The sequence below is a fragment of the Chitinimonas sp. genome, assembly GCF_036568685.1.
GTDB lineage: Bacteria > Pseudomonadota > Gammaproteobacteria > Burkholderiales > Chitinimonadaceae > Chitinimonas.
On the sequence record NZ_DATCSC010000046.1, the window covers coordinates 1 to 12332 of the forward strand.

Genomic DNA, 12332 nt, shown 5'->3' on the forward strand with positions numbered 1-12332 from the left:
TCCCCCTCTGGGCTGTAGCGGCAGACCCGGCTGCCACCCCACTGGGCGATCCAGATGCAGTCCTCGGCGTCCACCGTCATGCCGTCGGGTGAGCCTTCGGTCGCGGCATCGAACTGCCGCCACAGCTTGCGTGCGCCGAGCGAACCGTCCGGCTTGAGTGCGTAGACGTAGGTACGGCCCAGCCAGGTGTCGGAGTGGTAGAGGCGGCTGCCATCACGGCTCAGTGCCGGTCCATTGCAGATATGGTAGCCCTCGTCGTGCACCTGCCAGCTGCTATCCGGCGCAAACCGGGCCAGCTTGCCGGCGTCGCGGCCATAGTCATCGTTATGCATGGAGCCGAACCAGACCCCGCCCTGGGCGTCGGCCTTGGCGTCGTTCAGACGCACGCCGGCTTGGCCAGTGTAGGGGCGCAGCAGGTACTCGATCTGCAACGATGGCGCCAGGCGCAGTTGGGCGATGCCGTCGCGCATGCCGGCCAGAAAACCCTCGCCATCGCGCCGCGGCAGCAACCAGCACAGCCAGTCCGGCAGCGGCCAGCTCTGTTGCCGGCCGCTGGCCGGCTCCCAGGCGTGCAGGGTCGAGCGCTTCAGGTCAGTGAAATAGAGCCGGCTCTCGGCAGCATGCCAAAGCGGACCTTCGCCCAGTTCGGCCGCCACAGGCCACAGGCAACGTACCTCCATGCGGGTCTTGCTCCTAACTCAAACAAACTTCTGCCGCCGATAGATCTCGCTGTCTCGCGTCAGCGAGGCTCCCTCGCGGCGGCGAGGGCGGGGGGTGTGGATTCAATCAAGCAAAGGCCGATGGATTGGCTGCTGCCTCTAAGCGCCCGGCTATGCCGGGCGTAGCGCTAACGTAAACGGTTGAGACTTACCCAGGGAAGACATACGCGGTTTTTACTTGGGTGTAGAACTCTGCCGCATAGCGGCCCTGCTCGCGCGGGCCATAGCTCGAGCCTTTGCGACCGCCAAAGGGCACATGGTAGTCCACACCGGCTGTCGGCAGGTTGACCATGACCATGCCCACCTGGGCATGACGGCGGAAGTGGCTGGCATGCTTGAGCGAGCTGGTACAGATGCCGGCGCACAGGCCAAAGGGCGTGTCATTGGCCAGGGTCAGCGCGTGCTCGTAGTTGTCGGCCTTCAGCGCCACGGCAACCGGGCCGAAGATCTCCTCACGGGCAATGCGCATCTCGGGCCGGCCCAGGAACAGCGCCGGTGCCTGGTAGTGGCCGCGAGTGGCGCGCTCCAGCTGCTGGCCGCCATACAGGAGCTCGGCACCTTCCTCGCGGCCTATGCGCACATAGTCGAGGTTCTGCTTGAGCTGCTTGGCGTCCACCACCGGGCCGATATCAATACCGTGCTCCAGCGCGTTGCCCACCTTGAGGGCTTCGAGCTTCTTCTGCACGGCTGTGATGAAGCGGTCATGGATGCCGGCTTCGACGATAAACCGGCTGGAAGCAGTGCAGCGCTGGCCGGTAGAGAAGTAGGCGCCGTTGACCGCCGCGTTGACCGCCAGGTCCAGGTCGGCATCGTTCAGCACCACGAGCGGGTTCTTGCCGCCCATCTCCAGCTGTACCCGGGCACGCCGGGCGGTGGCGGTGCGCAGCACCTGCTCGCCCACGCCCACCGAGCCGGTAAAGCTGATTGCGTCCACCAGCGGGTGCTCCACCAGCCGGTTGCCGACCTGCCGGCCGCTACCCATGACCAGGTTGAATACCCCGGCCGGAATGCCGGCGCGGTGCAGCATATCGGCCAGCTGCCAGCCACAGCCCGGCACCAGTTCAGCTGGTTTGAACACCACCGTGTTGCCGTAGGCCAGTGCCGGCGCAATCTTCCAGGCCGGTATGGCCAGGGGGAAGTTCCAGGGGGCGATCACGCCCACCACGCCGATCGGCTCACGGCTGAGTTCCACTTCGATGCCGGGGCGCACCGAGGCGAGCTTTTCGCCGGGGATGCGTAGCGCCTCGGCAGCAAAGAACTTGAATATCTGCCCGGCGCGTGCGGCCTCGCCAATGGCTTCGGGCAGGGTCTTGCCTTCCTCGCGTGCCAAGAGGCGGCCCAGTTCTTCCTTGCGGGCCAGGATCTCGTTGCCGACCTGGTCCAGTATCTCCGCCCGCCGCTGCACCGGCCCCAGCGCCCAGGCCGGCAGGGCATCGGCAGCGGCCTGGATGGCGGCTTCAGTGTCGGCGACGTCGGCACGGGCGTATTCCCCGACCGGGTCGTTCGCGTCGGAAGGGTTTTCCGATACCGCCACGGTGCTGCCGGTCTGCCAGTGGCCGGCAATATAGTTCTTGAAGACATGGTTCATGGATTCAGCCTCGCTCATTGCTATCACGCTCACAGAACACCCATGCTGCCGACGGCATAGTGGTTACGCGCTCGCCCCAGGGGGTTGCGAAGGGGGGCGCCAAACTCGGGCAGCGCGACTTCGAATACATCGCCTTCCTCCACCCGTACGCCATCGGCAAAGCTCAAGGTGGCGGTGCCGAAGAAGTGCAGGTGCACGTCGCCGGGGCGCAGGAATTGCTGGTATTTGAAGTGGTGGAATTCGAGATTGGCGAAGTCATGGCACATATTGTCTTCACCGGTCAGGAAGGGCTTTTCCCAGCGCACCGTGTCACCGCGGTAGATGCGGCTGTGGCCTTCCAGGTGGCGCGGCAGGTTGCCTACCCGCAGCTCTGGCCCAACGGCGCAGGGCCGCAGCTTGGAATGGGCCAAGTAGAGGTAGTTCTGCCGCTCGGTCACGTGGTCGGAAAACTCATTGCCCAGCGCGTAACCCAGCCGCCATGGGTGGCCATCCGGCCCGATCAGGTAGAGTCCCACCAGCTCGGGCTCCTCGCCGCCATCAAGCGCAAAGTCTGGCGAGGGCAGGGCCGCGCCGGGTGCAGTTACGATGCTGCCGTCACCCTTGTAGAACCACTCTGGCTGTACCCCGGGCAGGCCGGGTTCGCTCTTGCCGCCACCCAGCCCCCACTTGAACATGCGCATGGAGTCGGTCAGCTGCTCTTCTTCGCCACCCAGCTTCTGGTGCATCTTGTCGCGTGCGGCGGCGCTGCCCAGGTGAGTCAGGCCGGTGCCGGTCACATAACAGTGCGCCGGGTCGGGGTGGTGCAGTGGGGGGAGTACACGACCCTCGGCCAGCAAGGCCGGGTAGTCCACCGCGGCGGCCAGTCCCAACTCCTCGATCTGGTGCGCCAGCGTGCGGCGAGCGCGTATGGCCTGGCTGGCGAGCTCGTAGGTAGTGGCAACGCCATGGACCGGGCTGGCCTGCCGGCCATCGCCGGACACGACGGCCACCCGGCTACCCTGGCCCTGGTTGTATTGGATCAGTCTGAGGCTGTGCATGGAGTCTCCTAGTTTTTGCCCAATATACTGAGTGCCAGCTATTCAAATCTAATGAATTAATTAGCCATTTCGATATTCATTTTGATATGTTTGGCCACCAAGACGGAGAAAACAATGGCGGCCAACTACTCGAACTGGTTTATCCGCGCCCGGCTCAAGACCCGGCAGCTGCTGCTGCTGGTGGGGTTGGACGAGGAGCGCAATATCCACCGTACCGCCGAGGTGCTGGGCATGACCCAGCCGGCGGCATCCAAGCTGCTCAAGGACCTGGAAGACATGCTGGAGGTGCAGCTGTTCGAGCGCCTGCCGCGTGGTATGCGGCCAACCTGGTATGGCGAGATCATGATCCGCCATGCCCGCATGGTGCTCTCCAACCTCAGCCAGGCCCACGACGAGATCACCGCCCTCAAGACCGGTCTGACCGGTCAGGTCAATCTGGGTGCCATAGTGGGGGTCAGCACCGCCTTGCTGCCGCGGGCCATAGCCCGCATGAAGCAGCAGTTTCCCTATGTGCAGATCAACGTCCAGCTCGATACCAGCAATGCCTTGCAACCGGCACTGCAGCAGGGGCGCTTCGACATCCTGGTAGCGCGTCTCTTTGAAGAGCACGACAAGAGCGGTCTCAATTACGAGCTGTTGGCCGAGGAACCGGTCTGCCTGGCAACCCGCCGTGGCCACCCCTTGGCACAGGGGGCGGGCCTGACCTTGCGCGATCTGATGTCGGCCGCCTGGGTGCTGCCGCCCAGCGGTAGCGTGCTGCGCCATCGCTTCGACCTCTTGTTCCGGCAACAGAACCTGGAGCCACCGCGCAATGTGATCGAGACCACGGCACTATCACTGACGACCGCCTTGCTGGAGGACAGCGATATGGTCACGGCCTTGCCCGTCGATGTGGTGCGCCACTATGCCGAACACGGCATGCTGGCCAGCCTGCCGATTGCCCTCGATTGCAAGATGGACGCCTTCGGCATCATCACCCGCCGTGACCAGCTGCTCTCCCCCTGCGCGGCCGCCATGCTGCGCACCTTGCGCGAAGTATCGGTGGAGATGTACGGCGAGTTGAGCGCGGCGTAAGTTAGCAAGATGCAACCGAAACCCGCGCTACGCTGCCCGCTCTGCGGCGGCCCCAACGACTGTGCCCCGGCCGCCTGCGGCAGCTTCGACCTACCCTGCTGGTGCCGCGAGGCCCGTATAGACCCGGCGGTGCCGGCGCGCATCCCGCCCGCACAGCGCGGGCAGACTTGCGTGTGCCCACGCTGCGCGGCGGGTGAAATGCCGCCGGCCAAGGCCGAAGATCTGCGCCGCTAACAAAAACCAGCGCAGCAGTTCTGGCTTCCCCGCAAGGTAGAGGCTGTGGTTGTAAAGTGCTAAAGCACCAACAACCACGCTCAGGCGTGCAAACGAAGACACGTGTGACAGGCGCGTGCCACGGACAGTACGGTTAGTAAGGCAAGTTTGCACAACAACGCCCGAAGGGTTTTGTTGGTGGCGCGCTAGACCCAGCCGCCGTCTACGGTGAACTCCTGGGCACTGCACATGGTGGCGGCATCGGACGCCAGGAACAGCACCATACTGGCCAAGTGTTCGGGCAACAGCTGGCCCTTCAGACACTGGCTCTTGGCGATCTCGGCGCGCGCTGCATCGTCCACCCACTGGCTGAGCTGCTTCTCGGTCATCACCCAGCCCGGTACCACGGTATTGACGCGGATATTGTCCGGTCCCAGGTCGCGCGCCAGTGCCCGGGTCAGGCCGTGGGTCGAGGCCTTGGCGGTTGCGTAGATCGGGTAGCCACCGGTTGCCAGTTTCCAGCCTACCGAGCCGAAATTGATGATGGCGCCACCACCGAGCCGGCGCATGCCAGCGATCACCGCCTGCGCGGCAAAGAAGGCCGGCCGCTGGTTGATGGCGATGCCGTTGTCCCAGAATTCCGGTGTCACGTCTTCGATACGGTGGCGCACATCGTTGGCGGCGTTGTTTACCAGCACTGCGATATCGCCATGCCTTGCCGCCACGCCGGCGATGGTGCGCTGTAGGGCCGCGATGTCACGCAGATCGCATTCGATAAAGTCCGGCCGCGGAAGGCCTTGCGCTGCCAGTTGCTCGCATAGCGCCAGGCTGGCCTCGCGCTGGATGTCGACAAAGGCGACCTGGGCGCGCTGGGCGGCAAAGGCGGTGACCAGGGCAGCGCCTATGCCGGTGCCGCCGCCGGTGATAAAGACCACCTTGCCCGCAAGGCCTGGGTAGTGAGCAGGGGTGAGTAGTGCTTGGGTCATGCTGGCTGTCTCCATTTTTGTGATATTAAAACTGATATCTTTCTATCAGAAATTAGCATTAGACCGTTATAGCTTACCCCGCTAGCATCCTCCGGTAAATGCAAGGGCACCGCCGGGTGTACCTGCTTATAAGAGGATGACAGATGAGCGACGAGAAGAAGAAAGGCCTGCGCAGTCAGGCCTGGTTTGGCAAGCAGGACCGCGACGGCTTCATGCATCGCAGCTGGATCAAGAACCAGGGCTACCCGGACGATATGTTCGACGGCCGCCCGGTGATCGGTATCTGCAATACCTGGTCTGAACTCACGCCCTGCAATGGGCATTTCCGCGAGCTGGCCGAGTTCGTCAAGCGTGGTGTCTACGAGGCTGGTGGCTTCCCGCTGGAGTTCCCGGTCATGTCGCTGGGCGAGACCCAGCTTCGGCCCACCGCCATGCTGTTCCGCAACCTAGCCAGCATGGATGTGGAAGAGTCTATCCGTGGCAACCCCATTGACGGCGTGGTGTTGCTGATGGGTTGCGACAAGACTACGCCCTCACTCTTGATGGGTGCTGCGAGCTGCAATCTGCCCACCATCGGCCTCTCCGGCGGCCCCATGCTCAATGGCAAGTTCCGTGGCCACGACGTGGGCTCAGGTACCGGCGTGTGGATGATGTCGGAGATGGTCCGGGCCGGGCAGATGACCATGGACGAGTTCGTCGCCTCCGAGAGCTGCATGCACCGATCCAAGGGCAACTGCATGACCATGGGCACGGCCTCTACCATGGCCAGCATGGTCGAAGCGCTGGGGATGTCGCTGCCAGAGAATGCCGCCATCCCGGCGGTGGACTCGCGTCGCTACAAGCTGGCACAGCTCACTGGCCGGCGCATCGTCGAGATGGTCAAGCAGGACCTGACCATGGACAAGATCCTGACCCGCGAGGCCTTTGAGAACGCCATTCGCGTCAATGCCGCCATCGGCGGCTCGACCAATGCCGTGGTACACCTTCTGGCCATTGCCGGCCGCATGGGCGTGCCGCTCAAGCTGGAGGACTTCGACCGCCTGGGCGCCGAGATCCCTTGCCTCGTCAACCTGCAGCCATCGGGCAAGTACCTGATGGAAGACTTCTACTATGCCGGCGGCCTGCCGGCGGTGATCCGCGAGATCCAGGGCTGGCTGCGCCCCGAGGCGCTGACGGTCAACGGCCGCACCCTGGTCGACAACAGCCGCGAGGCGCCCTGCTACAACCGGGAGGTGATCACCCCGCGCGACGAGCCCTTCAAGCCCGATGCGGGCATTGCCGTGCTCAAGGGCAATCTGGCGCCCAATGGCGCCATCATCAAGCCTTCGGCCGCCTCGCCACACCTGATGCAACACCGCGGCCGCGCCGTGGTGTTCGAGAGCATCGAGGAATTTCACGAGCGCATCAACGACCCGGAGCTCGATATCGACGAGCACTGCGTGATGGTGCTCAAGAACTGCGGCCCCAAGGGTTACCCCGGCATGGCTGAGGTCGGCAATATGCCGTTGCCGCTCAAGGTGCTGCAGAAGGGCATTACCGACATGGTGCGGGTATCGGACGCGCGCATGAGCGGTACCGCCTACGGCACCGTGGTGCTGCACGCCTCGCCGGAGGCGGCGGCGGGTGGCCCGTTGGCGCTGGTCCGGACCGGCGACATGATCGAACTTGATGTGGCCGGTCGCCGCCTGCACCTGGATGTGCCCGAGGCTGAGCTGGCCCGTCGGCGCGAGCAATGGCAGGCCCCCGAGACCCCCAAGCGGGGCTGGTACAAGCTCTATGTCGACCATGTGCAGCAAGCCCACCTGGGTGCCGACCTGGACTTCCTGGTCGGCGGCAGCGGCGCGGCGGTCCCGCGCGAGTCGCACTAGGTCCGCCCACAAACCTGCCTGGCAAGGAGGATGCAGAACGTATAGCAAGTCCGAATCCTGTTAGCGGCCAAACCCTGGCCACCGTCGTCGTTTCATAAAACCAGAACTGGAGACAACACGATGAATCTCAATCGCAGGAGCCTGTTGCAGGCTCTCATTTCTACCGGACTCTTGCTCGCTGGCGGCATGGCCATGGCCAAGCCTATCGTCCTGGGCTTTGCCCAGGTCGGTGCCGAGAGCGAGTGGCGCAGCGCCAACACGCAGTCGATCAAGGAGGCCGCCCCAGCCGCCGGCATCACGCTCAAGTTCAGCGATGCACAGCAAAAGCAGGAGAACCAGATCAAGGCCATCCGTTCCTACATCGCCCAGAAGGTCGACGTGATCGCCTTCTCGCCGGTGGTGGAGTCGGGCTGGGAGACCGTGCTGCGTGAAGCCAAGGCAGCCAAGATCCCGGTCATCCTGACCGACCGAGCCGTAGACGTGAAGGATGACTCGCTCTACGCCACCTTTATCGGCTCGGACTTCGTGGCCGAAGGTCGCAAGGCTGGCAAGTGGCTGCTCGACAACTACAAGGGCAAGGGCGATGTGAACATCGTCGAGCTGCAGGGCACCGTGGGCTCGGCACCGGCGATCGATCGCAAGAAGGGCTTCGAGGAAGTTATCAAGGGCGACGCACGCTACAAGATCATCCGTTCGCAGACCGGTGACTTCACCCGCGCCAAGGGCAAGGAGGTCATGGAGGCCTTCCTCAAGGCCGAGGGCAACAAGATCAATGTGCTCTATGCCCATAACGACGATATGGCCATTGGCGCCATCCAGGCGATCGAAGACGCCGGCCTCAAGCCCGGCAAGGACATCATCATCATCTCCATCGATGCGGTGAAGGGGGCCTTTGAGGCCATGATCGCCGGCAAGCTCAACGTCACCATCGAGTGCAACCCGCAGCTCGGGCCGCAGCTGATGGATGCCGCCAAGAAGGTGGTGGCTGGCGAGGCCCTGCCTAAGCGTATCGAGACCATCGAGGGCATCTTCCCGATGGAAACCGCGGCCAAGGTCTTCCCGTCCCGCAAGTACTGATCCGTGCCGGCAAGGTGGGAGGAGTCCTCGCCTTGTCGTTCCCCCATGCAAAACGGGCAGCTTGTACTGCGCCAGGCGCTGGTGTCGGGTGCCCGTATCCTAGGAGATCGTTTCGTGAAACTGCTGAAAAAAGTAATCGCTGCCGCCCTGGTGGCTGGCATTGCCGGCCAGGCACTGGCCGCCGACCTCAAGCTCGGCTACCTGGTCAAGCAGCCTGAGGAACCCTGGTTCCAGACCGAATGGGCCTTTGCCGAGAAGACCGGCAAGGAGTTGGGCTTTGAGGTGATCAAGATCGCCACGCCCGACGGTGAGAAGACCCTGGCTGCCATCGACAGCCTGGCCGCCAACGGTGCCAAGGGTTTTGTGATCTGCACCCCGGACCCCAAGCTCGGTCCGGCCATCATGGCCAAGGCCAAGTCGCTGGGGCTGAAGGTGGTGGCGGTGGACGACCAGTTCGTCAATGCCAAGAGCGCTCCCATGACCGAAGTGCCGCTGGTGATGATGGCAGCCAGCAAGGTGGGCGAGCGGCAGGGCAAGGAACTCTGGACCGAGATGAAGCGCCGTGGCTGGAAGCTGGAAGAGACCGGCGTGATGGCTATCACCGCCAATGAGCTCGATACCGCCCGCCGCCGCACCGATGGCTCCATGTCGGCGCTCAAGGCCGCCGGCTTCCCGGCCAAGCAGATATTCACCGTCCCGACCAAGAGCAATGACATCCCCGGCGCGCTCGACGCCGGCAATTCGCTGCTGGTGCAGCACCCCAATGTGAAGAACTGGCTGGTGATCGGCATGAACGACAACACCGTGCTGGGGGGCGTGCGTGCAACCGAGGGTAATGGCTTCAAGCCCGAGAAGGTGATCGGCATTGGCATCAACGGCGTGGATGCAGTGACCGAGCTCTCCAAGAGCAAGGCCACCGGCTTCTATGGTTCGCTCCTGCCCAGCCCCGATGTCCACGGCCGCACCAGCATCACCATGCTGTATGACTGGGTAGCCAAGGGCAAGGAGCCGGTCAAGTTCGTTGAGGTGACCGACGCGGTACTGATCACCCGTGACAACTTCAAGGCCGAGCTGAAGAAGAAGGGCCTGGGCGGCTAAGCCGCACTGGTATCACGTGGGCGGGAGCGCTGGCTCCCGCCCTGTTGTTCAACAGGCCGAGAGGCCCTTCCGAGCTGTCTTGCATGAGCCACACCGCTCCCTACCTGCGTTTTCATGATATCGGCAAGTCCTTCCCTGGCGTCCAGGCGCTGCAGCATATCGATCTGGCCTGCCGCGAGGGTGCGGTCCATGCCCTGATGGGCGAGAACGGCGCCGGCAAATCCACTCTGCTCAAGATACTCAGCGGTGCCTACCAGCCCAGCACCGGCCACTTGGAACTGGGTGGCCGCAAGGTCGCCTTCCATGGTGCTACCGATGCGCTCAAGCAGGGGGTGGCGGTCATCTACCAGGAACTGCACCTGGTGCCGGAATTGTCGGTGGCAGAGAACATCTACCTGGGCCAGCTCCCACAGCGCGGTGGTGTGGTCAGCGGCCAGAACCTGCAGGCGATGGCAGCGGCCCAGCTCGCCAAGCTGGGCGTGAATATCCACCCTGCCACCCCGCTCAAATACCTCTCTATCGGCCAGCGGCAGATGGTGGAGATCGCCAAGGCCTTGACGCGCGACGCGCGCGTGATTGCCTTCGACGAGCCGACCAGCTCGCTCTCGCAGCGCGAGATCGAACAGCTCTTTCGCGTGATCGGTGAATTGCGCGAGCAGGGCAAGGTAGTCATCTATGTCTCCCACCGCATGGAAGAGATCTTCCGCCTCTGCGACGAGATCACCGTTTTCAAGGATGGCCGCCTGGTGCGGCACTTCCCGACCACCACTGAGGTGAGCCAGGAACAACTGGTGCAGGCCATGGTGGGCCGCAACCTGGGCGATATCTACGGCTATGCGCCGCGCCCACAGGGCGAGGTACGGCTGGAGGTCCGCCAGCTGCTGGCGCCGGGCCTGCGTAGCCCCGTCGATCTCTATGTGCGCCAGGGAGAGGTGGTGGGCCTCTTCGGGCTGATCGGCGCGGGCCGTAGCGAACTGATGAAGGCCATCTTCGGTGGCAGCACGGTCAGTCAGGGCGAGGTCTGGATCGATGGTCAGCGCTGCGCCATCCGGCGGCCCTCGGATGCCATACGCCAGGGGCTGACCCTGTGTCCGGAAGACCGCAAGGGCGAGGGCATCGTCGGCATCCAGTCGGTACAGGACAACATCAACATCAGCGCTCGTCGCCGCTGGCTCAAAGCCGGCCTGGTGATAGACCGCAAGCGCGAAGCCAGCAACGCCGGCGAGATGATACGGCGGCTGGGCGTGAAGACCCCCAGCCCGCACCAGGCCATCGTGCACCTCTCGGGCGGCAACCAGCAGAAGGCCATCCTGGGCCGCTGGCTGTCCGAGGACATGCGGATCATGCTGCTTGACGAGCCTACCCGAGGTATCGACGTTGGCGCCAAGCACGAGATCTACAAGATCATCTTCGAGCTTGCCAGGAGTGGTGTGGCGGTGCTGTTCGCCTCCAGCGACCTGCCCGAGGCGCTGGGCCTGGCCGACCGCGTGGTGGTCATGCGCGAAGGCACCATCGCCGGCGAATTACTGCATGGTGAAGCGAGCGAGGCCACGGCCTTGAGCCTGGCCATGCCCCAGATGGAAGGCCGCGCCGCCGCCTGACGGGTTGAGGCGAGCCAACACAAAGACAAGTCAAAAAGACGATGGAGACAAGCAAGATGCAAGACCTCAACCTCGCCAGCGGCCAGGCCGCACCGCCGCCGGAACGCGCCGTGGCGGAGAGCGCCCTGAACGAGAGTATCTGGGCCAAGACCTGGGACCGCTGGGGCATGCTGGTGGTGTTCCTGGCCCTGTTTGTGGCCTGCAGCGTGTTCGTGCCCAACTTCCTTACCGCCATCAATATGCGCGGCCTGGCGCTGGCGGTCTCGCTTGCCGGCATGGTGGGCTGCGGCATGCTGTTCTGCCTGGCTGCCGGCGACTTCGACCTCTCGGTTGCTTCCATCGTTGCCTGCTCGGGCGTGGCTTGCGCTACCGTGATCAACCTCTCCGAGAGTGTCGGGCTCGGCATACTGGCCGGCCTGGGCATCGGGCTCGCCTTTGGGCTTGCCAATGGCTTTATCGTGGCCAAGCTCAAGATCAATGCCCTGATCACCACGCTAGCCAGCATGCAGATCGCCCGTGGGCTGGCCTACATCATTGCCGACGGCAAGGCGGTGGGGATCGCTGAAGAGAGCTTCTTCGAGATCGGCAATTCGGACTGGCTGTCGGTGCCCACCCCGGTGTGGATCACCGTCGCGAGCTTTGTGGTGTTTGGCTTTCTGATGAGCAAGACGGTATTCGGCCGCAATACGCTGGCCATAGGCGGCAACGAGGAAGCCGCCCGTCTGGCCGGCGTCAATGTGGTGCGGACCAAGATCATCATCTTCACCCTGACCGGTTTGATCGCCGCGCTGGCCGGCGTGGTGCTGGCCTCACGCATGACTTCGGGCCAGCCCATGACCTCGATCGGCTTTGAGCTGACGGTGATCTCGTCCTGCGTGCTCGGCGGTGTCTCGCTCAAGGGCGGGGTAGGGCGCATCTCCTACGTGATCGCCGGCGTGCTGATCCTGGGGACGGTGGAGAACGCCATGAATCTGCTCAATATCTCGCCCTTCGCACAGTATGTGGTGCGCGGGCTGATCCTCCTCGCAGCTGTCATATTTGACCGCTACAAGCAGCAGGCACGGCACTGAT

11 protein-coding genes are annotated in these 12332 nt (G+C 63.8%); 7 read left to right on the plus strand and 4 right to left on the minus strand.

Annotated features, from left to right (window positions below):
* The 3 genes from VIM95_RS07025 to araD1 all read right to left on the minus strand — a co-directional run.
* Positions 1-680 (minus strand): SMP-30/gluconolactonase/LRE family protein (locus tag VIM95_RS07025; RefSeq protein WP_331984318.1); only part of this gene is annotated, 680 nt, incomplete at its 3' end.
* Between the two features lie 187 nt (positions 681-867).
* On the minus strand, positions 868-2325 hold the full coding sequence (locus VIM95_RS07030; RefSeq protein WP_331984319.1) for an aldehyde dehydrogenase family protein: 1458 nt from the start codon (positions 2323-2325) through the stop codon (positions 868-870).
* Between the two features lie 11 nt (positions 2326-2336).
* Entirely contained in the window at positions 2337-3344 is a 1008-nt protein-coding gene (araD1, locus tag VIM95_RS07035) for an AraD1 family protein (RefSeq protein WP_331984320.1), read from the minus strand.
* Positions 3345-3458: 114 nt separating this feature from the next.
* Between araD1 and VIM95_RS07040 the strand changes: the two genes are divergently transcribed.
* Positions 3459-4418: a LysR family transcriptional regulator gene (locus tag VIM95_RS07040; protein ID WP_331984321.1), complete on the plus strand. Its 960-nt coding sequence runs from the start codon at positions 3459-3461 to the stop codon at positions 4416-4418.
* Positions 4419-4427: 9 nt separating this feature from the next.
* Positions 4428-4652 carry a cysteine-rich CWC family protein gene (locus VIM95_RS07045; protein ID WP_331984322.1) on the plus strand — a complete coding sequence of 75 codons (225 nt, stop codon included), beginning with the start codon at positions 4428-4430 and terminating at the stop codon, positions 4650-4652.
* Between the two features lie 185 nt (positions 4653-4837).
* Here the strand turns inward: VIM95_RS07045 and VIM95_RS07050 are convergent, their stop codons facing one another.
* Positions 4838-5617, minus strand: coding sequence for an SDR family oxidoreductase (locus VIM95_RS07050; RefSeq protein WP_331984323.1), 780 nt, complete (start codon positions 5615-5617; stop codon positions 4838-4840).
* 143 nt (positions 5618-5760) lie between these two features.
* On the opposite strand from VIM95_RS07050, the gene VIM95_RS07055 reads away from it, so the two are divergent.
* From VIM95_RS07055 to araH, 5 genes are all read left to right on the plus strand, one after another.
* The gene (locus VIM95_RS07055; protein ID WP_331984324.1) at positions 5761-7485 is read left to right on the plus strand and encodes an IlvD/Edd family dehydratase; all 1725 of its coding nucleotides are present in this window, start codon (positions 5761-5763) and stop codon (positions 7483-7485) included.
* Between the two features lie 120 nt (positions 7486-7605).
* A complete protein-coding gene (locus tag VIM95_RS07060; protein ID WP_331984325.1) occupies positions 7606-8562 on the plus strand; it encodes an ABC transporter substrate-binding protein in 957 nt (318 codons plus the stop codon).
* A gap of 114 nt (positions 8563-8676) precedes the next feature.
* Entirely contained in the window at positions 8677-9660 is a 984-nt protein-coding gene (locus VIM95_RS07065; protein WP_331984326.1) for an arabinose ABC transporter substrate-binding protein, read from the plus strand.
* 83 nt (positions 9661-9743) lie between these two features.
* On the plus strand, positions 9744-11261 hold the full coding sequence (gene araG / locus VIM95_RS07070; protein ID WP_331984327.1) for an L-arabinose ABC transporter ATP-binding protein AraG: 1518 nt from the start codon (positions 9744-9746) through the stop codon (positions 11259-11261).
* 56 nt (positions 11262-11317) lie between these two features.
* On the plus strand, positions 11318-12331 hold the full coding sequence (araH, locus tag VIM95_RS07075; protein WP_331984328.1) for an L-arabinose ABC transporter permease AraH: 1014 nt from the start codon (positions 11318-11320) through the stop codon (positions 12329-12331).
* The last annotated feature ends 1 nt before the right edge of the window (position 12332 follow it).

Bases quoted from the DNA above. Each gene is read 5' to 3' on its own strand.
- araD1 (WP_331984320.1), bottom strand. From the start codon at position 3,344: ATGCACAGCCTCAGACTGATCCAATACAACCAGGGCCAGGGTAGCCGG.
- VIM95_RS07040 (WP_331984321.1), top strand. From the start codon at position 3,459: ATGGCGGCCAACTACTCGAACTGGTTTATCCGCGCCCGGCTCAAGACC.
- VIM95_RS07030 (WP_331984319.1), bottom strand. From the start codon at position 2,325: ATGAGCGAGGCTGAATCCATGAACCATGTCTTCAAGAACTATATTGCC.
- VIM95_RS07055 (WP_331984324.1), top strand. From the start codon at position 5,761: ATGAGCGACGAGAAGAAGAAAGGCCTGCGCAGTCAGGCCTGGTTTGGC.
- VIM95_RS07050 (WP_331984323.1), bottom strand. From the start codon at position 5,617: ATGACCCAAGCACTACTCACCCCTGCTCACTACCCAGGCCTTGCGGGC.
- VIM95_RS07045 (WP_331984322.1), top strand. From the start codon at position 4,428: ATGCAACCGAAACCCGCGCTACGCTGCCCGCTCTGCGGCGGCCCCAAC.
- VIM95_RS07060 (WP_331984325.1), top strand. From the start codon at position 7,606: ATGAATCTCAATCGCAGGAGCCTGTTGCAGGCTCTCATTTCTACCGGA.
- araH (WP_331984328.1), top strand. From the start codon at position 11,318: ATGCAAGACCTCAACCTCGCCAGCGGCCAGGCCGCACCGCCGCCGGAA.
- araG (WP_331984327.1), top strand. From the start codon at position 9,744: ATGAGCCACACCGCTCCCTACCTGCGTTTTCATGATATCGGCAAGTCC.